Origin of the sequence: Arenibacter arenosicollis (assembly GCF_014397245.1) — a bacterium.
In the GTDB taxonomy this organism is placed as follows: Bacteria; Bacteroidota; Bacteroidia; order Flavobacteriales; family Flavobacteriaceae; genus Arenibacter; species Arenibacter arenosicollis.
The window spans coordinates 1-24019 of sequence record NZ_JACLHY010000023.1 but is presented as its reverse complement, the minus strand read 5'-3'; the positions used below and the strand labels follow the sequence as shown (position 1 = coordinate 24019).

Sequence of the window (24019 nt, the reverse complement as noted above, 5' to 3'; positions counted from 1 at the left end):
TTTCATTTGGTCCGGTAATTTTGAAAAGCTGAAGATGTTCCTACGGCATTCATTCCGTATTTGTTGCGTATGGAATCCAATGCATTATATAACGATAGTATTTCACTAGTATCCTCGAACAAATTGATCTGATGGGAACCCGATACGATATCGGAGAAACGAACACCGACTTTTACTAGTCGCATTCTTCTATGATAAAGTTTGAAAAATAACAGCTGCACCTCTTTTTTCAGAATGTGGTCCAATGAAGTGTAGCCTATTTTTGACTGTTTGGTTTCTGTATCAAGGTTGTTATATTTTACCTTGACAATTACCTTTGCGGTCACTAGGTTATCCTGTCTTAGCTTAAAAGCTAATTGTTCCACCATGGCCATTAGTTGAGCTTTTATAACCTGGATATCTATACAATCCATGTCAAAATCGTGTTCCCGATAGACCGCTCTCTTTTCTGAATAAGGTTTTACTGGTTCACTATCAATACCGTTTGCATGCTGCCAAATTAAATTGCCCCTTTTTCCCAGCATTTTCTGTAGAACCACCGGTGGCATTTCAGAGACTTTACCTATTTGTCGGATTCCTATTCTTGATAATAATTGGAAAGTAGTATCACCAATATTGGGCAATCTTTGAATCGGTAATGGATTCAAGAAATTCTGCACTTCCTCCTGTTTTAAAATTCTTGGCATTGTGGGAGTGGTACCGACCACTCCAATTTTTGAAACTGTTTTATTGACCGATAATGCCCAGGAAGGGTCAAGGCCGGACATTTTTGAAATCTGTAGCGAGAGTTCCTTTGTCCAATCATAACAGCCAAAAAAACGGTCCATTCCGGTAATATCCAAATAGAAGGAATGAATAGATGATTTCTCGACCACCGGGGCATGTTCCTTTATTATTTCGGTAAGCTCCTTTGATTTATTGGTGTATGAGCCATAATCCCCTTTAAGTATAGTCGCATTGGGACATAACCTTTGCGCATAAGCAGTAGGCATTGAAACCCGAACACCAAACCTTGCCGCTTCTTTAGAGCAGGCGGCAACCGTCCCTCTATTGGTACCACCACCGATGATAAGGGGCACACCCTTCAGGGATGAATTTGCCAAACGTTCGCATGCAATGTAATAATCATGCATATCCATATGTACTATCGCTCTTTCCATAGTCAATTATCCATAATCTTCAATTACATATTTGTTTTCCTTAAGCTCCATTTGACCTATTAACCTTTGTTCTGCTTCGTAATAAAATCCCTCTGTTAGCTTAGCTTCATATTTGGCTAACCGATGTGTTATAGTGGTTTTTGACCCATATAGTTCTATGCGGCACATCACAGTCTTATCCATTGCATAATAAGCCTCTACTATAACCAGCTTATAGTGGTAGTCCGCCAATCTATAGTCAAGTAATACCTTAATTTTGTCTTCTAAACGTATCAGATTTGGATAGTCCATTTGCTCTATTTTGATAATTATTGGAAAATATCCAAAATTATGGATTATTTCCATTGATTGTAGTATTTTTACGGCACGAAATAAAATTTTAACTAAATGGACTATGTAGTCGTCGATATTGAGACAGCTGGAAAGGGAATTCGAAATAACCGTATTACTGAAATTTGCATTGTTCGTATGAACGAGAACACAATATTGGATAAGTTTACATCACTGGTAAATCCCCAAGTTCGGATTCCCAACTTCATAACAGGTCTGACAGGAATAGATGATGATATGGTACGAACTGCCCCACTCTTCGAAGAGATTGCCGCGAAAATCCTAGAAATTACTGAGGATGCCGTGTTCGTTGCGCATAATGTGACCTTCGATTATTCGGTGCTGCGCTCTGAGTTTCGATACCTAGGGTATAACTACAGTCGCCAAAGACTCTGTACAGTGCGACTTGCGAAAAAATTAATGCCAGGAATGTTATCGTATAGCCTGGGACGCCTCTGTTCCACTTTGGGCATTCCCCTCGTCAACCGCCATCGGGCCGAAGGCGATACTGACGCTACCGTTATACTATTTCAGCGTCTAATGAGTCTAGATGACGGGGGTATTGTTTTCGATTCTTATTTAAATTCAAGAAAGACCACCTTGGCTCCGAATATCGACAGGGAGCTCTTAGCGGGCCTTCCACAGAGTCCCGGTGTCTACTATTTCAAGAACAGCCGTGGTAAGATTATATACGTAGGTAAGGCCATTCGAATCAGGGAAAGGGTCCTCAGTCATTTCTATGATAAAAAAAATAAGGAATACGACCTTTGTCAAGCGACCGCCACCGTAGACTTTCTAGAAACTGGAAATGAACTCATCGCATTGTTGTTGGAAGCTGATGAAATACAGAACCACTATCCGATCTTCAACGTTACACAAAAGAAACTAAGGGCACCATATTGTATCATACATTACATCAACAGAAAAGGTATCATCCAATTTGCAATCGATAGAAAATCCGCAGCTGATTTGGGAGCCGTAACATTTTACAGGCGTGAGGAGGCTGTTGCCAGATTAAGGCAAATCTGTGAGGAATTCACCCTGTGTCCGCGATTTACTGCGCTACAAAGTAGTAAGGAGGGCTGCTCGCATTATGAAATAAAAGATTGCCACAAGGTCTGCGAGGGAAAAGAGTCCGTGGCAATTTATAACATCCGAGCCAAACGGGCTATTTCCGAGCTTCATAAGAATAGGGATAATTACGCCGTTATCTGTAAAGGCCGTTCGGAGGAAGAACATGGTTTTGTCTTGGTCAAGAACAGCATATATCAAGGATACGGCTTTTTCGACAGAGATCAGGGCATTGAAGGTCTTGATGATTTGGAGACGTTCTTAACAGCTAGAAAAAACACGTATCATACCATGCGTATCATTAGCAGTTATTTGAATGCCAACCCTAAATCCATTAAATTAGTGGTGCCACAAGAGTTTGTCCACTGATGGTCTTTCTCTTGAATTTAACGTTATACTTATCCTCGCTGCGTTAAAACAATTTTTTATAAGAGCATCTTGTGTAATCAAATAATTTTAAGTTTGAAGAGCTCCCCAGTATTCGATGATTAACGGTAATTTTAATTTAGTACTACTATGAACATTCCAGATACACTTAACGATGGGCAAAGAAAAGCAGTCGAATTTGATGGCGAACATCTCCTGGTATTAGCTGGTGCGGGAACCGGAAAAACAAAGACTATAATCGCAAGGGCAGCATATCTTATACAATCAGGAATAGACCCATCGAAAATACAGATACTCACGTTCACCAAAAAGGCTGCGAACGAAATCGTCGAAAGGGTAAAAGCAACATTACCGCAATCCGATGGCAATTCCTTAAGCGGTGCTACTTTTCATTCTTGGTGCAACCAATTGATCGTGCGTTTTCCGAATTTATTCGGCGCCGCAGCTTATACCGTTATTGACCCAGATGATCAGCTTAGTATTATGAAAATGGTTTGTGGAAACCAGAATCTCGATTTCGGAAAACTACGTATAAAACCGCAACAACTTATCGATATATATTCCTTGGCCCGAAATACCAAAAAAAGCTTAACGGAAAGTTTGCGGATAAAACTCTTTAAGAATAAGAAGGACGCCGACACCGACTATGAAATCTCGACAATAAAACCGCATGTCGAAAATATTTTAAGGGCATATCAACTTAAAAAAGGGGAACAACGATATTTGGATTATGATGACCTGCTTTTGGTCGTTTCCACCCAGTTGCGAACTAACCCTGAAGCACGAAACATTCTTTCACAACATCTGGATTATCTACTAGTGGATGAAATGCAGGATACCAATCCCTTACAATGGGACCTGTTAGACCCGTTTGTCAGTATTTGTAAGTTATTTTGCGTTGGTGATGATGCACAATCTATTTATTCTTTTCGTGGAGCCGATTTTAAGAATGTACATCTCTTCAAGGAAAGGGTCCCGGATTCCGAGGTATACAAATTGGAAAAGAACTATCGTTCTACCCAGGAGATTTTAGATATATCGAATTGGTTATTGGAAAAGTCTCCGATAAACTATAATAAGAAATTACAATCGATTCGTGGTTCTGGAGAGTTGCCACGGCTTGTAAATGTTAGTGACGAATGGCAAGAGGCCAATTGGGTTGCAGACGAGATATTAAATAACTTCACGCACCAGGACCGGACATTCTCCGACCATCTGGTATTGGCACGGTCCCAATATTACTCCAAGTCATTACAGGCAGTTTTCATACGAAGGAAGATTCCATATGTCACCTATGGTGGGCGTAAGTTTATGCAGGCAGCGCATATCAAAGATTTGGTCTCTTTGCTACGTATTGTAAATAATCCATATGACGAAATTGCATGGATACGGTTCTTGACCTTTCAAGAGGGAGTCGGGGAAGTACGGGCATCACGAATACTTCAACAGGTCATAGAAAATGTAGAAAAGGATGATATTCCGAACATTCTCCAAAATGCCATGCCAGGAGAGGATGGTAGCAAAATAGCCAAGCTTTATGAATCTATAAAATCTAAAAGCGATGTGGGTGAAATGGTAGATACCGCATATGAGGCAATGTCGTTAGGTCTGGCATTTCGATACAGGCGTGATTGGAATGAAAAAAGACGAGGCGATTTTCCTGTTCTTAAGTTACTGGCTAAAAGCTATCCTACCCTTGGCGAGTTTATTGGAGAAGGTCTTCTGGATAATTCGGAAAATATGAACGGCATGAATGTTCTTAGTGAGTCTAAGCTGAATACTGCAGAGAATAAGGACCATGTAATTATATCAACTATCCATTCAGCCAAAGGACTGGAGGCCGATGTCTGTATTGTGTTAAATGTATCCCCTAAAGCTTTTCCATCGGCATGGTCATTGGATAATCTTGCCGAAATCGAAGAAGATAGACGCGTTCTATATGTTGCTATGACACGTGCGAAGAACAGATTGATTCTAACCAGAAATACCTCCTCAATTTCTGCGGTTCACCAGCGAGCATTACCAACGAATATGGATTCAAAAACCGACGATGCGGATACATATTTCCTAAATGACCTTCCTGATAACTTAGTGGAACAATTAATTGTTGAACACAAATTTGGAAAGGTCAATGATGCCGCTTCACCAAATAAGATTGACTTGTCCTCTGGTATGGATTTTAGCTAACTTAAACATCGTTATTCGGCTAGAACTTTAATGGTTGTCTATAGGCCGAGATGAAGAATAAAAGAACAGAGCTTTATTGAAGGTTCCTCTTTAATGGAACTTTCTTGTTTCGACGAAAATATGGATCTTTTGAACGTTTACCAGTTAGGATTTCTAATTAAGTGTTAAATCTTACTCATATTTACAACGATTAATTTTTAAAAAAATGGAATTGACAGTTTGTATTATAGATGACGACTTAGTGTCGCAATTCGCGTCAAGATATTGCATTGAACAATCAATTTCTAATTGCAGGACTATTGTTTGTGACACTGCGGAAGAAGTTTTGAACATGTTTGCCCATCCTTTAAATAATGAAGAGGATGTACCGGATGTAATATTCCTTGATTTGGTCATGAACGGCATGGACGGTTGGGAATTTCTTGATACAGTAAAGATTGGTAGCAATGTTTTACAAAAAACGGACATTTACATTCTATCGGCCTTTTCAAATTCGAAAGATAGGACCAGGGCCAAGGAGCACCCTATGATAAAAGGGCATTTTGACAAACCACTTTCCAAAAGCACCGTGGATAAGGTTCTTCATTCAAAAAAGTAGTAAACGAATTGTTTTTTGGAACTGTGCATTTGAGAATTACCAGAGAGTTATGCTTTAGCATAGCTGTGTTTTTTTAATTTAGTTCATCCAAAGTTTATTATAATTACGTAAGCTTCCAAAAAATTCACAAAGTGTAGATATACATTCGTTTAAGTGCCATAATACTAGATGAATATTTTTTTTTTGGCTTTAAACCGTATTTATTAACTCCTTGTAGAAAAAGAAAGTACTTGGTAAAATACTGTGATATCTTTGCATTAAAACCCCTTAAACAATTTTTATGGAAACAATATTACTTTTTAAAGAAATATATCACAATGGATTTAAGCAGCTGGGAAGTTGGCTAGTAAAAAGCTATTTCAAAGCTTTTTCATGGTTCAGTTTTGCTATGTTCATAGTAGTCCTATATGCATTTGGGTACAGATTAATTACTGGATTCTCTTTTTGAATGATTTAATAGAATTAAGAATTAGAAGATTTGATCCTTCTGTCGCTTTTCGGAAGGATTTTTTGCATATGTCCCATATTGAATCTTTTTTTGTATGGTTAATAAAGGTTACTTTTTTTTTGCCTTGTAAGATTACACTTAACTGTTATGGGCTAAAGCACACATAGAACCCATAAATAAAATTATCATAAGGTCTACAAATTAAATTATTAATTAGTTCATATTCATGTGGGTAAAAATCATCTCCAAAGAACACTGATATTAGAAGATCGCATCCCAAATATTCAGATCAGCCTATATGAATGTACCCACTTGATATTTGATTTTTTACCTTGTTCAAAATTTCAGCTTAAAATACTATTTATTGAAAGCCTCTCAAGCAACCATAATTTGAAATAATTTCTGTGAAAGCCATATCGCTAATGATATCCAAAAATCTTGTGCCGTTGAATCAATGTTATTTTATGACCTAATAATTTAATATCTTGCTCAAAATAAATAATGTTGATCAATATGAACAGACGAATTTTATCAGCCATAATATTATTTCTCTCTTTTACCAGCATATATTCACAGGAAGAGGTATATGAGTTGAGAACCTATGAATTAGAGTTCTTCGGACAGGCAAAGGTTTTACACAACTATTTAGAACAGGCGCTATTACCGGCGCTAGACCGTCAGGGTATTGAACATATTGGGGCCTTTGAGGAGTATGGTGAAAGTTTGCCCAAGAAAATTTACTTGCTTATTCCCTATGACAACATACAAACTTTTCAATCAAGTAAAGATGTTTTGGCAAAAGACGCTAAATACTTACAGGACGCAAAAACATATCTCAATGCCACGGAAGAAATAATTCCTTACAAGAGAATATCCACTAATCTTATTAGGTCCTCCGCTGGTTTTCCCAAGCTGGTAAAACCCGTAGATGAGGCTAATCTTTTTGAGTTAAGAATATACGAGAGTCACAATGAAGATGCACTCCGTAGAAAAGTCAAAATGTTCAACGATAGTGAGTTTAAAATCTTTGAAGAAGTCGGGCTACCTATGGTGTTCTTTGGGGAGAATATAGCTGGAGACCAAATGCCATGCCTAACATATATGCTTGCTTTTAAGGATATGGAAGCGCACACTCGGACATGGGCCAAATTTGGTCCGCATCCCGAATGGCAGCGAATCATAAAATTAGAGGAATATGCCAATGCCATGAATGACATTACACGAGTCTTTTTAAAACAATTACCTTATTCGAAACTTTAAATTTTCACCTTCTGAACTGTCGTGCCGATCAACAATGCCTAATTATATATCGATAGTCTTACTTTTAGATACTTATATAAGAGTCAGCTGGCCTACTAAAGATTTCATTTTATTATCGTTGTATGGTGGCCCTAGGGTAATGATGTGGTGCATTAGGTCGTTAAACTGAAAGAATGTAACCTGTACTAATCGTACAACGCTACCACTTTGTTTATTGTGTTTTATGTAAATATGGCCTCTGTAAAACCATATCTTACCAATTCCGTAATTTGTTAAGTTTGATAATGAATTATCTTGAAATTTACGAGGAGGTATTCACTGCAGGATGAATAAAATTATTTAGTATGCAATAATGAGTTGGTTTAACAGGCTTTCCTTGTACTTGTAGCTTAACGGTAGTGATGGTATTAACTGCAATTATAAGTTTGACCAAGATTTTTCTGAATGTCTTTGACCAATAATCTGGCATTGACTTTTAAGTCGAAATAATCCATCACAACCCGTGCAAGCTGTCGTAACATTGACGACTCGGCAACAGTAAAGTTCCTTGACCTTTCATCCATTATACAGAATGAACCTACAGTAGGCCCGTGTGAAGACCTTAGGGGAGCTGCAGCAAAAAACTGTAGGCCCATTGCACCGGATACCACAGGGTTCGAGAGCATACGAGGATCAACTCTCGTCTTGTCCTTAATGTAAACATCATCGGACAGATAAGCAGAATAACATAATTCCGTACTAGATTTCAAATGTTCGTCCTTAAGACCAACAGATGATTTGAGCCACATTCGGTCTGAATCTACCAGTGCTATTATAGCTATTGGTACATCAAAAATTTTAACTGCTAGTAAGGCCAAGTCATCATAACAACCATCAGTGGGAGTCTTAAGAATTTCATGAAAATCGAGATTCAATTTTCTCCCATTCACCTTAGATTTATTCATACGACCCCAATTTAAATCAACTGCACCTGCAATTGTTCTGAATGTACGAAATATATCAGAAAACACATGTTAATAAACACAAATAGATTCGATGTTACATTTAAAAATTACTGAAAACATATCAAGTCTCAACAATGCCTTGATTTCTTGAAAGTGAATCAATACTATCAAGGAACGTTGGAGAACGATTGCATATTAGAGTGGGAGAAAATTATATCTAAAGAAAATGATTGAAATGAAAAATTGAATATCTTGTTTAAAGGGTACTTGGTGGCATATATTAGGTATTTTACAATTTACTCCATAATAATGCAATTTAGGTGCGTACTAAGTCAGTCACATCGGAACGCTTGTATTGAAAGGGACCTGTGCCGAGCGGTAAATGTAATGAACAACTCTATAATTTAGCCTATTCTTTTGCTACCTCCGGTCTGTCGCTTTCCTCTTTTATTCCATCTTCGATCATCTCCTCTACCTCCTTCATTTCTCCCTCCTCCAAGGTTTCCACATCTTCCTCCTGTACATCATCTTTCTTATTTATAAAAAATTCGCAAAAGAGGGGAAGGTGGTCACTTCCAATTTTACGTAAAGTTTTAAAGTCTTCGACAAAAATTTCTGATGAATGGAAAAAAAGGTCAATAGGGAATCTTAGAAATCTATATTTAGCATGAAAAGTGGATACGAATCCTCGTCCGATTCTAGGATCGATCAATTCTGAGGTTTTTCTAAAAAGAATAGAAGATTTCGCCCAAGCAACATTATTAAAATCGCCGACAACAATTACAGGTCCAACCGTCTCCTTGACTCTCCTAGCTAAAGAAAGTAATTCTCCGTCCCGTTCCCTAGAGTTATCCTCCTCCGTAGGACTTGGTGGTGGCGGATGTACTCCAAAAAAGGTAAACTGAATTCCTTCATCGGTTTGAAGGGAGGCCTCGATACTCGGTAGATCATCTGCAATAAAATAATTGACTTTCATTGATAGTGCGGTTAAGGTGGTGTAAAAATGGATTCCGTATGTATTTTCCAATGCCACCTTTTTAAAGTTAGTGTATTCGTTTTCAATGACTGACATAGCGTCTTCCCAAGCCTGGTTGGATTCCATCGTAAGCAAAATATCAGGTTTAACATCCAGGACCAACTTTATTAATTCTTCATATCGTTCATTAAATTGGTAAACATTCACCGATACTATAGAAATTAATTGGGTATGTTTGGGAATATGATCCAGTTTCTTGGTGCTGTATAAGTTGGAGTAGGGAATTAGGATGGTTAGATGATTAATAAGTAGCCCTGCATGTAACAGCATTGTACTCCAAAAAAGTACGCTCTTGTTTTCTATAAGCAAGATACCTATAATTAGTGTCACTAACTGAATAATGGTTACTTGAATCCTTCCGAACTCCCAGACGCGAAACATCCAGTGTTGATGTGTAATAAAGGGCAATATAGAGGCCGATATTACCAATGCAGAAATGATATAATAGGTTATTAGCATATATTGTAGTTTATTAATATTTTTAAAACTCGATATTAACCTTGACTTATAAAATATGATTGAAAAACAAACAACCACATAATTATTTTTAGGAGTCGGAAAGGAAAAGTGTGATTTTTCGCAACTCCTCTATATCCGGTTGAAACCCCATGGCAATCTCTGATCTTTTAAAAGCCTGTATGGATTGGTGTCTGGCCTCTTTTTTAAATTCAGGGTGGTCTATCGCAGCTATTATGGCCAGACATTTTTGCAATCGCGTCATGACTTCGACATTTCCTGCTCCATCTCGGGCAATAGGTCTAAAAGCATCGGTAAATAGGTCGGAAATTTTTAATGCCGGAACACTAACTCTATCGTATTTAATTATCGGTCCATCAGATGGCATTTTATTATAGGCACAAAATAATCGGTTCATACTGCCAATAATGTGAATTGCCGTACCTGGGTCGTTAATTCCAGGAGATAGGGCCCTGCTTGCAATTTCAGACAAGGTGATAATTCCAAACCTCGGGTCGTCATCAAAACTTCTTTCGTTCGCAATAACAATTGCCTCGGCAATTTGTTCCTTAATGTAGCCCGATGTAGTATTGCTAAAAGCAACAGGGGTATTGAAGCTTATAAAACTGCCAGGGACACAGCTTAAATCGATATGCATTTGTTCTTTCTCTGCAAGTTTTTGCAAGATCTCGATGTTTATAGTATGAACATATCCTGTACTATTGGAATAACAGGCTTCTCCATTATATAAAATCGAAGATTCTTGCGGAGTGCCCCCCATCAGAGGGTTGCTTATATTTTTAGACAAAGAATTTAAAGCTGCCTTCTCGACCTGTTGAATGGTATTTGAAAGTCTTCCCAATCGCGAAATTCGGTCTACCCACCTTAAAAAGGTAATTATAACCACTCCGAAAAGTAGAATGGTCAGTACAAATAATATAAATATACCTGCCTCCCCGTAGAACCCGTTTTTAAGCGCTACAGTAGCTACAATACTAAAGATAAAGGCACCAATAAATATGGAAAGTGCATTTTGCGACACATCATCTGTTACTACCAATTTAAAAGACCGGGGAGTAGCGTTGCTACTTGCAGCCGAAAAAGCCGACACCATGGATGCAACTGCAAAGATGGCAATAACCAACATGCTGGCCGATATGGTATTAAGTAGACCCACTAAAGAATCATCACTAATCTTTGGAACCAATTCCTTTAAAAAAGTGTTGTCCGCAAATTGTGCAAGTAAGGCTGCAATTATAGAGAAAATACAAAAAATAAAGGGACGAAACCACAATTTCTCTTTAAGTCTGTTGGTAAAATATATTATTTTATTATTCATATATTATCATTAACTACATCGAAATCAAAATTTTTTGATGGTATACTTTATTCACATTAATTGTACTTTTGAAGTATTGTTAAATTTATATAAAAATATTGATATTAGGAGTTGGATTTAGTAAATCTGGGGATAAATAGATAAAAACTAACAACTATTTTTATCACATTATTAGATATGGATGAGTTGTTATATAAGCGATAAATTTGTGGATTAGGACCCTACACCTTGATTAACTTCTCTATATAGTTTAATCTACAATTTAGAATAGCTGACTGAAAGGCTAAGGACATCACACCAACCCAAACTCCTCCACCAATCTCAGTACCTGTGGATTTATTTCGCTAAGTTATTGTAAATCCTTGGCCTTTGGGGTCAGGGGTTTGTTAGTACGGTTGGAGCTTCCCTCATATTTAGAAAACAAGTCCACCAAGTTGGCCCTTCATCTAGGTCATAGGATTCAAGCAAGCAACTACAGCTTATTTTAAAGCTTTTTGCAGCAAGCATGGCTGTTTTGTCTGCCCATGCACCATATTCTGTCTTATCGGGGAATAAAATCACGTTATGACCCTTAAGGGGTTGTAATACTTTTTCATTAAGGCCAGTTTTATATCCTGTGGCCATCCAAATATAATCTGGCATAAGAATACACATGATAATAGCAGTTTTTTCTGATTCTACAATCGCCACCCTTTTGCTTATGTTTTCCTGTATCAGGTGTAATCCAAAAAGACATTGTTGTAATACAAAAGTTATTTACAAGGAAATAGAAGCCATAAAAAAACGGTTTAGAGTGAACTAAACCGCTTGTTTTGGGTGATTTCTATACTGTAGCGAGAGGGGGGCACGATCCCCCGACCTCCGGGTTATGAATTCCTGCTTGTATTTTTAAAACTCCCTAAATACAGGGCTTCCCAGATGCTAGTTTATAAAAATGTGTTCCAAAACGTGTTCAGTTTTGTGTTCACTATTGTTAGTGATAATTTTAAAGTAAAGTAATCAAATTTATAACAACGAGCGACTTATTGTATAAAATATGGCAAGTTGTTCTTATGAATAATATTGAATATCGTGTAAAAACTAATTAACAATTTGATTCCTACATAAATTGATGATTAATTCGAATAGCGGCCTGCCTTATTATAGCTTACCAATATATATATGCCGACGACGTTCCAATTTTCGGATCGATCACACATAGGATGCGGAGCAATTTATATATTGTGTTGAAGTATTGACAACCAAGCATGATGCTAAAAAGGATGACTAACAATCCAAAACTCCAAAATCAATATTATGGACTGATAAAAAATAAAATATTAACTTTGGGAGTCCCGATAATTATCGGGATGGACTAGTACTTTTCATAGGACACGTTGTTCACTTCAGGCATTTTATTCAAATAGTACATATTGTCCATTTAGTCTAATAGTAACGACAATATCTTCGTTCGTTTCGTTTCTAAAATACCAACCATGTTTTCCTTCAAAAGGAGCGGTTAGTGTTCCAGCCATATTGTTTGAATATGCAAGTGTATAACTTTCATAAAAAACGTTTTTTGGCGGATTTTCTTGTTTTACCTCACCATGAAAATCTATATAAACAATTCCTTTATCTGTTGCCCACTCGTATTTAATGCTTCCATATTTTAAGCTTTTAAATTTATATTCAATACCTTTTTTAGCTGGTACAATAACTTCTATGGAATCCTGTGTGTTAGGATACTGAACTTTTGGAGGTGGATTGTTAGCTTCACTCGGTTTTGGTGTATTCTGTGGCGATCCCAATTTTTCCATTTTTATTTTATTAAAATTTAAAATGGAAGCGGTATCAATAGTTTCTGATTCATTTTTTCCTTGGTATAACTTAGAAAAACCAAGTAATTCACCTGTTCCTAAAGGGTCGATTCCATACTCCGCAGGTAATACAGCAGTTACTAGCACGGCTGCACCAATAAGTAAAGCTATCAGTAGTGATTTTAATATTTGGCCTTTTGTTAAATTAAGTTGCTTATTTGTGGTCATAGTATATTATGCATTAAGAAATAAAGTATCCTGTTAATTGATAACCGAATAATAAAAAGCCAGCTGCCATTAAAAGTAAGTTAGTGAGTTTGGAAAATTTGATGTAACTGCTGTATTGTCGCCAGAATTTAATGATTAAGAGTACAAATCCTAATGCTAAAAACTGTCCAATTTCTACACCCAAGTTAAAGCCAAGTAAGTTTGTGAAAAGCCCGTCTTTATCAAATTCAAATTCTTGTAATTTGGTTGCAAGACCGAAGCCATGAAATAACCCAAAAATTAGAACTGCTGCTTTGGTGTTGGGTTGTTTCCCAAAAATCTTTTTAAATCCTCCCAAATTATCAAAACCTTTATAGACAATAGATAAGGCAATTATGGCATCAATGATATAGGCATTTACATTTATATCTGCCATAACACCAAATAAAAGCGTAAGACTGTGACCAATAGTAAAGAAACTTACATAGGTGATAATTTCTTTCGTTCGATATAAAAAAAAGATAACTCCAATCAAAAAGAGTAAATGGTCGTAACCCGTAATCATATGTTTTGCACCTATGTATAGAAAAGGTCCAAAAGCAACACCTTTATTGGATGTTAAAAATGATTGTGTCTCTTCATCTACACCATGCGCAAAGGCTGATGCCGATATAAAACAACAAAGTAATAGTATAACTGGAGTTGTTATTTTTACTAATTTCATATAGTTTAATTAGTGTGCATGTCCATGTTCTTTTACCTGACGAATACTATCTAACTTTCTTTTTTCTGCTTCATCAACATTGTCTTCAAGGGATGTTCTGTTTTCTTCGGATTTAATTTCTATCTCAGGTTTCTTTTCAGTTTTTTTCTTTTCAGTACAAGCTGTAAATAAACCTATTGTAAGTGTTAAAGCAATAATTAATGTTTTAGTTTTCATAAAATAAAAATTTAATATTTATACTTATTCTTTTTAAAAAAGCTTTATGTTCTACTTGCAGCTTGCATAGAACGTTTCGGCTCGCATGTTTGATAGTTGACTTAAAGATAGCAATTTAGATTAATTCATAATACTAAAAGTAGGGAGTCAGTGGGATTAAAGGAGTTTGGCAATTTTATAGAAAAACTAGGATGGGCAAAAAGGGGCAAAACCATATAAAGGCAACCTTATATACCCCATCCGTGACCTGTGTTAGGTGCTGCCCAACATTAAAACGATTTAATAACAGATTAACAACCCAAAAGCAAAACCATTGGACGCATTTATGGCAGTCTAGGGAAAGAGTTTATAACTAATGTTCACCCTATGGAAGAATGAAAAAATGCACGAAGTAGAGTTTGAAAACAAAAATTGGCAAAAGCATGAAACTCTTTCTGTACAGATTAACAATTTAATGATTATACTTACTAAAATATCAAATAATTTTTTTGTTTTTTTACTCGTCACCTAAGAATCCGGCGTTGAGATTTGATGTAAATTAAATCATCGATTAAATAATTATGGAAAAATCTAGACAGCAACACTATTGAATAATTTATTTGAATTGAGATTATTTTAAATTTGGTAACTGCATTAGCTAGATTGTAGTGGCCAACGCTCTTATTTGTGTTAATTTAAGAATGGTTGTTTCAAATTTTGCGGATTTTACTAAGAGTAATGCAGCTAAACAGAATAGAGTTTTAGGTAATTTTCTAAATCTATTATTTGTTACCATTTAACGAAAGGATTATATAAATAAAAACGAATGTAATACATTGGGCTAAAATTTAAATAGGAATCTATGCCCAGCATACAAAAAGCTTTGGTTAATTCAAGTAATGTTTTGAAGCTTTTACGGCCAAAACATTATGTAAAAAACCTCTTTATTTTTATGCCGTTGTTTTTTGCTGGGGAGTTTTCAAACTTTCAACTGTTATTCAATCTATTTATAGCTTTTTTGTCATTTTCGATGTGTGCCAGTGCAATTTATATCTTCAATGATTACCAAGATATTAAGGAAGATAGATTGCATCCAAAGAAAAAATTTCGCCCACTTGCCGCGGGGACAGTTTCGACCCCAGAAGCAATATTTTTAATGATTCTGCTTTTAGCTGCAGGTTTGCTAATTATGGGCATGCTCTCAATTAATGCATTAGGTATTATGGGATCATATTTGGTTTTAAATTTTTTTTATTGTTACTATTTTAAACATATTTCTATACTTGATATTACTGTTATAGCCGTCGGATTCGTACTACGTATAATTCTAGGGGCGGTAATAACAGATACTCCACTTTCACAATGGATAGTAATTATGACCTTCCTTTTGGCACTTTTTCTTGCATTTGCGAAAAGAAGAGATGGCGTTTTATTGTTCCTTGAGAAAAATCATAAAATGCGCAAAGTAATAACGGATTATAATCTAAAATTTGTCGAAGGGTCTATGATGATTATGTCTTCGGTAACAATAGTAACTTATATTCTATACACAACTTCAGCCGAAGTCGTAGGTAGACTGGAAAGCAAATTTGTCTATCTGACATCAATTTATGTTATCTTGGGTATATTGAGATACATGCAACTAAGTTTTGTTGAAAAAAATAGTGGATCTCCGACCGATCTAGTATTCAAAGATTCATTTTTAATTACGGTTTTATCGGGGTGGATTTTGCATTTCTCTGTTTTAATTTATTTCTGATTTATCCATACAAAAGGAGAATTGTATTAAAAAAAAATCTCTTAAAGAGAATAATTGCCAATGAGTAACACAAAAAGTTGGGGAAATTACCCTAAAGTCAATGCTAAGACGGTAATCATTTCGGAAACTCATAGGTTAAAATCTTTCATAAAAAAGGAAGAAGAGATTATTGCCTATGGCAATGGTAGAAGCTATGGCGATAGTGCAATAAATGATACTATAGTTTGTATAAAACCCAAAAACTACTTTTTAAATTTTGATGATGACCTAGGACTTCTTCATATCCAGGCTGGAGCGTTATTAACTGAAATACTGGAATTTTCGGTACCACGTGGTTGGTTCCTGAAAGTTACACCCGGGACAAAACTTATAACGGTGGGGGGGGCAATAGCCAGTGATGTTCATGGTAAAAACCATCATATAGAAGGTTGTTTCAGTGAATGTGTTGCTATGCTGAATCTATTACTCCCTTCAGGCGAAATTGTAAGTTGTAGTAAAACTGAAAATATCGAATTATTTAGAGCAACTTGCGGTGGTATGGGTCTTACTGGAATAATTTTGGACGCTAAAATATACCTAAAGAAAATTGAATCAAGATTTATAAAGCAAAAAACAATTAAGACTAAAAACCTTAAAGAAACTTTTGAAGCCTTCGAAAAATATAAAAATAAACCTTATTCCGTTGCTTGGATTGATTGTTTGGCAAAAAATGATAAAATGGGAAGGTCCTTGTTAATGGTTGGGGATTTTACTAATGACGGACGATTGGATTTTATACCCAAAAAAAAGGTCAATGTCCCTTTTTTCTTCCCCTCATTTATTCTAAACACGCTTAGTGTTAAAATATTCAATACGTTCTACTATATGAAAGTCAAAGACGGGATTACGGAAAAATTGGTAGACTTTGAAACATTTTTTTATCCCTTGGACAGTATAAACAATTGGAATAGAATTTATGGGAGAAATGGTTTTATCCAGTATCAGTTTATATTGCCAAAAAGGAACAGTTATGAAGGTTTGGAGGAAATATTAAAATCGATTGCCAGCTCTGGAAAAGGATCTTTTTTATCTGTATTAAAACTTTATGGAAAGGAGAACGGAAATTTCTTATCATTTCCAATAGAAGGTTATAGTTTGGCACTGGACTTTAAAATTGAAAAAGGTTTATTTGAGCTATTGAACAAGCTTGATGAAATTGTTGTAAATAGGGGTGGTCGTATCTATTTGGCTAAAGACGCCAGGGTTGCAAAGGATACATTTGAAAAGGGATATCCAAAAATAGAAATATTCCGAAATATCAGAAAAAAATATAAAATGAATGAAAAATTTAACTCAATTCAATCTAAACGACTTGGTATCTAAAAAGGAATATGTACTAATAATTGGCGCCAAAAGCGATGTCGCAATGGCTGTTGCAAGAAAATACGCCAAAGAAGGCTTTAATTTATATCTGGCTTCTAGGAATTCAGATACTCTCGAAGAGTTTGCAAGTGATTTGAAATTAAGATATGAATGTCATGCCCAATGTTTGGAATTGGATATTCTTGATTACAGCTCTCATCAATTCTTCTATGATCAATTAAAAGAAGAAGTTATTGGTGTAATTTCAGCTGTTGGATACTTGGGAGATCAGAAAATATCAGAAAAAGAATTTATGGAAGCTAGTAAGCTAATAGATACAAATTTTACTGGGATTGTTAGTTTATTTAATATAATAGCTTTGGATTTTGAGCAAAGAAAATCAGGTTTTATTTGCGGGATTAGTTCTGTTGCAGGCGATAGGGGCCGTAAAAAAAATTATATATACGGCGCAGCCAAAGCGGCGTTGAGTACTTATCTTTCAGGACTCAGGAATCGTCTTTTTTCATCCGGCGTCCACGTGATAACAGTGAAACCAGGCTTTATAGCAACTAAAATGACAGAAGGTTTAGATTTGCCAAAAAGATTGACAGGTACCCCTGAGCAAGTTGCCAGTGATATTTACAATGCTCAGAAAAAACTTACAAATGTGGTTTATACAATTTGGATATGGCGTTGGATAATGTTGATAATACGAAACATTCCAGAGTGGCAATTTAAAAAAATGAATATTTAAACTTATTTTATAATAATGGGATTAATTTGTAGTAAAATAAGTGCAGAAATATTCCAAAAATGGCTATTCTATTCCATTTTTGGAATACTATTTTTATTGAATTTGGCTTATTCCTATTATAGGTTGATGTACCTGGATGGAGGTGGAGATGCCCAATGGTATGGAGCAAAATTATTATGGGAAGGCATTAATCCATATACTTCCGCAATAACTTCTTCCGAGTGGCTTTTAACTGCTTATCCAAATTATGGACATATACTATATTATGTGCTATTTCCTTTCGTTTTTTTTGATTGGGATCAATTTAAGCTCATATGGTTCATGTTTAACGTTGGTTGTTTCATTTTTACACTTTATGCTTTTATACGTTGGGAGAAGGTAGAAGTATACAAAGTACTTCTTATAGCAAGTATAATGCTGGTAGGGAGCAATTTTGCGAATAGTTTATATCAAGGCCAAATATCCATTTTTATTTTATGTAGTGTTTCGTTAGCATGGATATTTAGAAATAAGAAGTGGGTTGTTTTGGTACTTCTGACCTTAATTTTTTCCAAATATTCGTTTGGTTTCCCAATACTTCTGGGTTTCTTCCTTGCTGGTTTTTATAAAGAGGCTATTGGTGCTTTACTTATCAACCTCTTAATTGCGTTAATTTTTTCATTTCAATTTGATATTGGCTTTCTCGAATCCATTTCGTTGCCGTTTAAGGTAGCTTCAATGTACACTAGTGGGCATGGACATTCAGATTTACTCACTTTATTTAGAATTTATTATAGCAACGAATCTTTTTTTGGTATAAATTTTTTCTCAATTGGCGCTAGCTTGGTATATGGAGCTTTTTCTGCCTATTGTCTATATTATCGTCCTTCCCAACGTCTGATTATAATTTCAACTCTATTGTTATCTTTTCCTGTTTTATTTCACTTACCTTATGATTATGTAGTAATAATGGCTCCAGTACTTATTGCGTTTTCCAATCCTGCCCTTTCAAAGAAAATCAGAACCATATTAATAGGTCTTGCTACATATTTCTGCGTTTATCCAATTGTGCCAAAATTACTAAGGATATTTCTGGATATTGAAATTGGGATTCATCCAACAGAATATTTTGGGCCCGCCTTTGGGATGGTTTTTATCTCTATAAACATGATTTTCTTTATTACGACGGCGTTCTTAATTTTGAGAAGTAGCAGTATAAAATAACTTAATAATTTGTAATTTAATGAGTCTAGAAAAGGAAATTTATTTATTCGATTTTGATGGTACTATAACAAATAAAGATAGTTTTATTCATTTTCTAACTTATTCTAAAAGCTGGTTTCAGTTGTTTTCGGGCTTTTTATACATATTTCCTTTTGTCATACTTATGAAGCTCAACTTATACTCTAATGAAAAGGCAAAAACAAAATTATTTTCATTTCACTTCAAGGGAATGGATGTTTTTCAATTTGATAGGCTTTGTTTGGATTATAGCCAAAATGAACTTCCTGAAATAATTAGGGCAAGCTTTTTGGATTATCTAAAGGAGGTTAAAAAAGAAAATAAGGACCTGACCATAGTGGTAGTATCTGCATCATTTAAATCTTATTTAAAGCATTGGACCAAATTCATGGATTTTGACTTGGTGTGTACGGAATTAGAGCATAAAAATCATGTCTTAACCGGAAATTTTGCCACAAAAAATTGCTATGGAATAGAAAAAGTTAATCGTATAAGAGAGAAATATAGCTTGTCTGAATTTAATAAAATTAGCGTTTTTGGCGATAGTGAAGGTGATAAGGAAATGTTACTTTTAGGAAATAAAAGGTTCTACAAGTATTTTAAGTAAGGTGCTTTCCAATGTTTTGTTTCATATAACAGGGATTTGAAATACTTAAAATTTGAAAAATATTATAAACCTCAAATTAAATTTATGGATCTTTTGTAAAATAGAAGCTTCTTACAGTTTATTTAATTCGGTCTAGAGAATTTTTCGAAAAAGATATATTTATTTCTTCTTTTATTATAGAATTGCTGTGAATTAAGCATTTTTTGTGATAAACATTATTTTAGTTGAAGTACTTAATCGCTAGAATTACTTTTAGACCCCAGCGCAATTTTCAATAATCGCTAGTGACTAATAAATTTGCAGTTACAATGACTCGGTGAAAAACAAATCTTTATCTAGGAAACTTACCGTTGTATCCTTATAAAAAAATGGTCTAATTTTTTTAATTTGAAACCTGATAATACAGCATATATAGCTTGGTTTGTTATTAAAATATGTGCTTAAATACATAACTGGCCAAGGCACGACTTTCATTGAATAATGTGACTATTTGATAACTAAGAATAAAAAAGCAGGCATAAAATAGACCAGGATTTATGCTGGAATACTTCATTATATACCGTGAAAGCCTTTTTGATGGTTCTACTTTTAAAATTAACCACATCATTAAAACCCCAATTACTCCACCAACGAATATATCTGTAAAATAATGGAACCCTAAATATATTCTAGGAAAACAAATAATTAAAAAAACGTAGACGAATGAAAAAACACCCCATTTTTTTGAAATAGAAAAAATTCCTGTGGCTAGAGAAAAAAATAGAATGGCATGATCACTTGGAAAGGAACTTAAAGTGTTGAGCCAAGAAAATTCATCTATTTGATAAGTGAATGCGAATTCTGGATTAAGAATAGGTCTAGCCCTATATGGAAGTACATTAGCTAAACACCGACCAACAATTATGGCGCCAATGGTTCCGTAAAGGGTTGTAATAATTTTCCCACGACCATGTGAGGGTATGATTTTTACATTGAACCAAAGATACCATAGGATTGCTATAATTACTCCTCCTTTCACAAGTTCATTATGTACAATTAAAAACATTATTTCTGTAAAAAAAATTGTTTTGCTGGCAATTGTATTTACCATGCTAATAATTAGATTATCCATTTTTATGGCTTTTTATTTTATAATTCATTTATCCCATTGAACATTTCAAAGGAGTTATACTGATGAATTATCAAGTTTTTAATTATGGTCTTCTTTTCGATAACTTTCTTTAATCTATATGCAAATTCACTCGGATTTATGGTAAGTTATAAACATTAAAAATATATTTATAATTTTTAAAATGTCAGTGAATCTGTCTTATATAAACGATTTTTTTTAAAAATAGTACCTAAGAATTAATAATTGTTTAGCTCGAATATTTCATTGTTCTTATTCTTTTTGGCGTGATACCACAATGAATTATAGCATCTATTTGAATGTAGTAGGTTGAGTATCTTTTATTTATAGCTAAAACCTTTAAGCTATGAATACGCACATTACCGCCGCATCTAACTTATTCATTGGGATGGATATGCACAAGAATAGCTGGGATATTTATTTTTTCCATTGCGTTTTTTCCGGGGTAATCCTTAATTATGCCTCCCAAACCATATCTTTTTTTCAAGTATGTAGACAAACTTTTTTCCGGACACCAGGTCAATGTTGTCTATGAGGCCGGTTGCTGCGGTTACCATGCCCACCGTTGCTTTGAGGGGTATGGATGGCGTTCACAGGTCGTGTACCCTGCTGACGTGCACAGAAAGGGACGGGAACTCCATACAAAGACCGATAAGATCGATGCGCAATTGCTAAGTAGGGAACTTAAGGACGGTCGTTTGGAGAGAATCCATGTATCGGGGAATGAACGGGAACAGCTCAGGAGCCTTTTCCGTTGGCACAACGACCCCGTAAAGGATTATAGACGGATCAAGAGCTACATTAGGATGCAGTATCAAGGAGCCAGTGGAGTTCGACAACGACCATTGGAGCCACAAGTATCGGAAGTGGTTGAACAATATGGTTTTTGCATTTCCTACGGCGAAGGCGCCCTTGGAGAGCAGGATGCGTTTTTTCCGTTTCGTGGATCAAGAACTGCGCTACGTTTCCACCCAACTCAGGAAATATTGTAAAGTGCAGTACAAGAAGATTACATGCTGCTTCGTAGTATTCCCGGAATCGGTGGTATAGTGGCATGCGGCATACTTTGCGAACTAAGGGATCTGGGGTGGTTCAACAGTGTAAAACATCTGGCGGGCTATGTTGGCCTCGCCCCAGATGTACACCAGAGCGGAGGTAATTATAGGACACTGGGAATGACTCCAAGGGCGCACCGTTTGATCGGGTCCTACTTTGTGGAGACTGCCTGGCAGGCTATACGAGCGGATCCAGTTATGCAGGCCTATTACCGCAAGTACCATGGCAAGAACGTGAAGAGCATTATCATAAAGGTAGCCAGGAAACTGCTTAGCAGGACACTGGCGGTTTAAGACGGAGACCCCTTATGTGATAGGGGTATTGGAATAACCTAAAGGATAAACAGCAACCAGATAACAAAGCTCACAACGAAGTATTCAAAGCCAGTACCACAAAACAACGTGGGTGGCCCAAGGAATTGGGATCACATTTTTATAGCAAGTGGCCGGGCTTATTATAACTTATAATCATACAGATGCCGGTGACGTTCATAATCTAGGATCGATCACCTATAGGATGCGGAGCAAGTTATATATGGTGTTGAAGTATTGACAACCAAGTAAAAAGCTGACAAGGGTTGCCAACAATTCAACACCCCAAAATCACCAATATGGACTGATAAAAAATAAAATATTAACTTTAAGGAACTGGACTAGTGCTTTTCATAGGAGCCATTGTTGTGCCTAGTTGTTTTTTAAATCCGTTTGATGTTTTTCCGATAAGCACGGTTCTGAATATTCTAAAATTCCGTCATTTTCATATTCCGTCAGCATTTTTTTAATCTCGAAATAATTAATGTCTTTTAAAATTTCCATTGAAAAATATGAGTCATTAAGTCCTTCCGATTTGCATTTCAATTCCTTAAATCTGTTTCTTATAACTTCTTTGTCAAACCCATTTTGCAATATCATAATTAGAACTATAGAGTTCCCTGAAAACTTAGTTGTCTTTTGATAAGTCAGCATTTGCTCCGATTCCTCAAATTTCGCATAAAACTCATCGTCGGTTGCGATTAATGGTCCGTAAAACGGAATATTATCTAATTTGTAAATTCCATTTTCTTCGTCAATTATTTCAGCCCACATTGTTTCTACAGTCAATTCGTCTAGAACATTACTGTGATATTTGAATAAAATCTTCTCGTATTTCTTTTCAGTTTCTGTCATTCTGGAATTAGGCACAACGGTCATGTGTATGATTAGTTGCGGACTTTTCCAACGGAAAATGTCCGCCAGTACCGAAGATAGTTAATTGCAAGGATTTCCATTTTGGGAAATCCGCCCGCAATTAATTATACACCGTGTTGTGCAACGTATTTTATTTTTTCCTTACTTCTTGCTGTCTTATTAATCCAACGCGTTTTGGTCAACTCCGTAATATTCAACTCCAAATTGGTCGCTCTTTTCCAAGTATTTTTTTACTAAGTCGTTTTCATCTTTTACATAAGTATTTACACCTAAAAAGGAAACATTGTCCTCATATTTATGTACCATAATAACCCTAGGTTGTCCAACCATAGGAATAAATGGGGAATTCTTTTCATGGCCAATGGTTGGGTTATCTTTTTCTAAATCGTAAATGTATGTTACGTCCACTTTTCTGTTTTGATAGGCAAATTCCTTTTCGACTTTTATAATAAGTCCTTGCACTTCAACAAAGTCCTCTTCATTATAATCTTCAAAATTCCTTGTCGATTTTTCTTTACAACCGTGAAATAATATGATAAGTGAAATAATCAGAAACTTTTTCATGGCGATATGTTGCACAACGGTCTCGTATAAGAATAGTTGCGGGTTTACGTGCGAGGATTTTCCGCAGGAAAATCAGACGTAGTAAACTTGCAACGACCTTTGGTTAAGCCCAAAATTGAGCGATTATTTTTATACATTGTGCCTGTTGCACAAGTTAGCAAAAAAGTCGGTCATGATCATTGTGGATCGGCGGATCGATCGTAACTTTAGTTATGCAAGGAAAAAAGTATTATCAGGAAAAACTCTTCAACCGTTTCCAGCTC

General features: G+C 35.6%; 24 protein-coding genes. 12 read left to right on the top strand and 12 right to left on the bottom strand.

What is annotated here, in order from left to right:
• Positions 1–2: 2 nt before the first annotated feature.
• Both H4O18_RS17770 and H4O18_RS17765 read right to left on the bottom strand, forming a co-directional pair.
• Positions 3–1160 carry a DNA polymerase Y family protein gene (locus H4O18_RS17770; protein ID WP_187587105.1) on the bottom strand — a complete coding sequence of 386 codons (1158 nt, stop codon included), beginning with the start codon at positions 1158–1160 and terminating at the stop codon, positions 3–5.
• 6 nt (positions 1161–1166) lie between these two features.
• The gene (locus tag H4O18_RS17765; protein ID WP_187587103.1) at positions 1167–1505 is read right to left on the bottom strand and encodes a hypothetical protein; all 339 of its coding nucleotides are present in this window, start codon (positions 1503–1505) and stop codon (positions 1167–1169) included.
• 42 nt (positions 1506–1547) lie between these two features.
• Between H4O18_RS17765 and H4O18_RS17760 the strand changes: the two genes are divergently transcribed.
• The 5 genes from H4O18_RS17760 to H4O18_RS17740 all read left to right on the top strand — a co-directional run bounded on the left by H4O18_RS17760 (position 1548) and on the right by H4O18_RS17740 (position 7441).
• The gene (locus H4O18_RS17760; protein ID WP_187587101.1) at positions 1548–2930 is read left to right on the top strand and encodes an exonuclease domain-containing protein; all 1383 of its coding nucleotides are present in this window, start codon (positions 1548–1550) and stop codon (positions 2928–2930) included.
• Between the two features lie 147 nt (positions 2931–3077).
• Positions 3078–5135, top strand: a complete 2058-nt coding sequence (locus H4O18_RS17755) for an ATP-dependent helicase (protein ID WP_187587099.1) — start codon at positions 3078–3080, stop codon at positions 5133–5135.
• Between the two features lie 205 nt (positions 5136–5340).
• Positions 5341–5733, top strand: coding sequence for a response regulator (locus tag H4O18_RS17750; RefSeq protein ID WP_187587097.1), 393 nt, complete (start codon positions 5341–5343; stop codon positions 5731–5733).
• Positions 5734–6013: 280 nt separating this feature from the next.
• Positions 6014–6181, top strand: a complete 168-nt coding sequence (locus tag H4O18_RS17745) for a DUF6747 family protein (RefSeq protein ID WP_187587095.1) — start codon at positions 6014–6016, stop codon at positions 6179–6181.
• 513 nt (positions 6182–6694) lie between these two features.
• Complete coding sequence (locus tag H4O18_RS17740; protein ID WP_187587093.1) at positions 6695–7441, top strand: NIPSNAP family protein; 747 nt, start codon at positions 6695–6697, stop codon at positions 7439–7441.
• Between the two features lie 407 nt (positions 7442–7848).
• On the opposite strand, the gene H4O18_RS17735 is transcribed toward H4O18_RS17740, so the two are convergent.
• From H4O18_RS17735 to H4O18_RS17705, 7 genes are all read right to left on the bottom strand, one after another.
• Positions 7849–8385 (bottom strand): GAF domain-containing protein, encoded by a 537-nt coding sequence (locus H4O18_RS17735; RefSeq protein ID WP_187587091.1) that lies wholly within the window; start codon positions 8383–8385, stop codon positions 7849–7851.
• 409 nt (positions 8386–8794) lie between these two features.
• Positions 8795–9880, bottom strand: coding sequence for an endonuclease/exonuclease/phosphatase family protein (locus H4O18_RS17730; RefSeq protein ID WP_187587089.1), 1086 nt, complete (start codon positions 9878–9880; stop codon positions 8795–8797).
• Positions 9881–9968: 88 nt separating this feature from the next.
• A complete protein-coding gene (locus H4O18_RS17725) occupies positions 9969–11216 on the bottom strand; it encodes a DUF2254 domain-containing protein (RefSeq protein ID WP_187587087.1) in 1248 nt (415 codons plus the stop codon).
• A 375-nt stretch (positions 11217–11591) separates the two neighbouring features.
• Positions 11592–11972 (bottom strand): DUF6371 domain-containing protein, encoded by a 381-nt coding sequence (locus tag H4O18_RS17720; RefSeq protein ID WP_343065477.1) that lies wholly within the window; start codon positions 11970–11972, stop codon positions 11592–11594.
• A gap of 638 nt (positions 11973–12610) precedes the next feature.
• Positions 12611–13240, bottom strand: coding sequence for a hypothetical protein (locus H4O18_RS17715; RefSeq protein WP_187587083.1), 630 nt, complete (start codon positions 13238–13240; stop codon positions 12611–12613).
• 13 nt (positions 13241–13253) lie between these two features.
• The gene (locus H4O18_RS17710) at positions 13254–13943 is read right to left on the bottom strand and encodes a HupE/UreJ family protein (protein WP_187587081.1); all 690 of its coding nucleotides are present in this window, start codon (positions 13941–13943) and stop codon (positions 13254–13256) included.
• 9 nt (positions 13944–13952) lie between these two features.
• On the bottom strand, positions 13953–14159 hold the full coding sequence (locus H4O18_RS17705; protein WP_187587078.1) for a hypothetical protein: 207 nt from the start codon (positions 14157–14159) through the stop codon (positions 13953–13955).
• 841 nt (positions 14160–15000) lie between these two features.
• On the opposite strand from H4O18_RS17705, the gene H4O18_RS17700 reads away from it, so the two are divergent.
• The 5 genes from H4O18_RS17700 to H4O18_RS17680 all read left to right on the top strand — a co-directional run bounded on the left by H4O18_RS17700 (position 15001) and on the right by H4O18_RS17680 (position 19820).
• On the top strand, positions 15001–15897 hold the full coding sequence (locus H4O18_RS17700; RefSeq protein WP_187587076.1) for a decaprenyl-phosphate phosphoribosyltransferase: 897 nt from the start codon (positions 15001–15003) through the stop codon (positions 15895–15897).
• A gap of 60 nt (positions 15898–15957) precedes the next feature.
• On the top strand, positions 15958–17259 hold the full coding sequence (locus H4O18_RS17695) for an FAD-binding oxidoreductase (RefSeq protein ID WP_187587075.1): 1302 nt from the start codon (positions 15958–15960) through the stop codon (positions 17257–17259).
• The gene (locus tag H4O18_RS17690) at positions 17216–17992 is read left to right on the top strand and encodes an SDR family oxidoreductase (protein WP_187587072.1); all 777 of its coding nucleotides are present in this window, start codon (positions 17216–17218) and stop codon (positions 17990–17992) included. Before H4O18_RS17695 ends, H4O18_RS17690 begins: the two co-directional genes overlap by 44 nt.
• Positions 17993–18313: 321 nt before the next feature.
• Positions 18314–19195, top strand: a complete 882-nt coding sequence (locus H4O18_RS17685; RefSeq protein WP_187587070.1) for a hypothetical protein — start codon at positions 18314–18316, stop codon at positions 19193–19195.
• Positions 19196–19214: 19 nt separating this feature from the next.
• Positions 19215–19820: an HAD family hydrolase gene (locus H4O18_RS17680; protein WP_187587067.1), complete on the top strand. Its 606-nt coding sequence runs from the start codon at positions 19215–19217 to the stop codon at positions 19818–19820.
• Between the two features lie 427 nt (positions 19821–20247).
• Here H4O18_RS17680 and H4O18_RS17675 read toward each other — a convergent pair whose 3' ends face one another.
• Positions 20248–20931, bottom strand: coding sequence for a phosphatase PAP2 family protein (locus H4O18_RS17675; protein ID WP_187587065.1), 684 nt, complete (start codon positions 20929–20931; stop codon positions 20248–20250).
• A 476-nt stretch (positions 20932–21407) separates the two neighbouring features.
• Here H4O18_RS17675 and H4O18_RS17670 point away from each other — a divergent pair, with 476 nt between their 5' ends.
• Both H4O18_RS17670 and H4O18_RS22605 read left to right on the top strand, forming a co-directional pair.
• A complete protein-coding gene (locus tag H4O18_RS17670) occupies positions 21408–21941 on the top strand; it encodes a hypothetical protein (RefSeq protein WP_187587063.1) in 534 nt (177 codons plus the stop codon).
• Positions 21942–21962: 21 nt separating this feature from the next.
• The gene (locus H4O18_RS22605) at positions 21963–22298 is read left to right on the top strand and encodes a transposase (RefSeq protein ID WP_187587061.1); all 336 of its coding nucleotides are present in this window, start codon (positions 21963–21965) and stop codon (positions 22296–22298) included.
• Positions 22299–22688: 390 nt separating this feature from the next.
• On the opposite strand, the gene H4O18_RS17660 is transcribed toward H4O18_RS22605, so the two are convergent.
• Positions 22689–23171, bottom strand: a complete 483-nt coding sequence (locus H4O18_RS17660) for a DUF4265 domain-containing protein (protein WP_187587059.1) — start codon at positions 23169–23171, stop codon at positions 22689–22691.
• A gap of 180 nt (positions 23172–23351) precedes the next feature.
• Entirely contained in the window at positions 23352–23756 is a 405-nt protein-coding gene (locus H4O18_RS17655; RefSeq protein ID WP_187587057.1) for a hypothetical protein, read from the bottom strand.
• Positions 23757–24019 lie beyond the last annotated feature (263 nt).

Excerpts from the sequence above, each read along its gene's own strand:
- H4O18_RS17690 (WP_187587072.1), top strand. The coding sequence starts at position 17,216 with ATGAAAAATTTAACTCAATTCAATCTAAACGACTTGGTATCTAAAAAG.
- H4O18_RS17740 (WP_187587093.1), top strand. The coding sequence starts at position 6,695 with ATGAACAGACGAATTTTATCAGCCATAATATTATTTCTCTCTTTTACC.
- H4O18_RS17760 (WP_187587101.1), top strand. The coding sequence starts at position 1,548 with ATGGACTATGTAGTCGTCGATATTGAGACAGCTGGAAAGGGAATTCGA.
- H4O18_RS17755 (WP_187587099.1), top strand. The coding sequence starts at position 3,078 with ATGAACATTCCAGATACACTTAACGATGGGCAAAGAAAAGCAGTCGAA.
- H4O18_RS17770 (WP_187587105.1), bottom strand. The coding sequence starts at position 1,160 with ATGGAAAGAGCGATAGTACATATGGATATGCATGATTATTACATTGCA.
- H4O18_RS17705 (WP_187587078.1), bottom strand. The coding sequence starts at position 14,159 with ATGAAAACTAAAACATTAATTATTGCTTTAACACTTACAATAGGTTTA.
- H4O18_RS17715 (WP_187587083.1), bottom strand. The coding sequence starts at position 13,240 with ATGACCACAAATAAGCAACTTAATTTAACAAAAGGCCAAATATTAAAA.
- H4O18_RS17765 (WP_187587103.1), bottom strand. The coding sequence starts at position 1,505 with ATGGAAATAATCCATAATTTTGGATATTTTCCAATAATTATCAAAATA.
- H4O18_RS17730 (WP_187587089.1), bottom strand. The coding sequence starts at position 9,880 with ATGCTAATAACCTATTATATCATTTCTGCATTGGTAATATCGGCCTCT.
- H4O18_RS17750 (WP_187587097.1), top strand. The coding sequence starts at position 5,341 with ATGGAATTGACAGTTTGTATTATAGATGACGACTTAGTGTCGCAATTC.
- H4O18_RS17655 (WP_187587057.1), bottom strand. The coding sequence starts at position 23,756 with ATGAAAAAGTTTCTGATTATTTCACTTATCATATTATTTCACGGTTGT.
- H4O18_RS17700 (WP_187587076.1), top strand. The coding sequence starts at position 15,001 with ATGCCCAGCATACAAAAAGCTTTGGTTAATTCAAGTAATGTTTTGAAG.
- H4O18_RS17725 (WP_187587087.1), bottom strand. The coding sequence starts at position 11,216 with ATGAATAATAAAATAATATATTTTACCAACAGACTTAAAGAGAAATTG.
- H4O18_RS17710 (WP_187587081.1), bottom strand. The coding sequence starts at position 13,943 with ATGAAATTAGTAAAAATAACAACTCCAGTTATACTATTACTTTGTTGT.
- H4O18_RS17670 (WP_187587063.1), top strand. The coding sequence starts at position 21,408 with ATGCCTCCCAAACCATATCTTTTTTTCAAGTATGTAGACAAACTTTTT.
- H4O18_RS17680 (WP_187587067.1), top strand. The coding sequence starts at position 19,215 with ATGAGTCTAGAAAAGGAAATTTATTTATTCGATTTTGATGGTACTATA.
- H4O18_RS22605 (WP_187587061.1), top strand. The coding sequence starts at position 21,963 with ATGCTGCTTCGTAGTATTCCCGGAATCGGTGGTATAGTGGCATGCGGC.
- H4O18_RS17660 (WP_187587059.1), bottom strand. The coding sequence starts at position 23,171 with ATGACAGAAACTGAAAAGAAATACGAGAAGATTTTATTCAAATATCAC.
- H4O18_RS17745 (WP_187587095.1), top strand. The coding sequence starts at position 6,014 with ATGGAAACAATATTACTTTTTAAAGAAATATATCACAATGGATTTAAG.
- H4O18_RS17685 (WP_187587070.1), top strand. The coding sequence starts at position 18,314 with ATGTTTAACGTTGGTTGTTTCATTTTTACACTTTATGCTTTTATACGT.
- H4O18_RS17675 (WP_187587065.1), bottom strand. The coding sequence starts at position 20,931 with ATGGATAATCTAATTATTAGCATGGTAAATACAATTGCCAGCAAAACA.
- H4O18_RS17735 (WP_187587091.1), bottom strand. The coding sequence starts at position 8,385 with ATGAATAAATCTAAGGTGAATGGGAGAAAATTGAATCTCGATTTTCAT.
- H4O18_RS17695 (WP_187587075.1), top strand. The coding sequence starts at position 15,958 with ATGAGTAACACAAAAAGTTGGGGAAATTACCCTAAAGTCAATGCTAAG.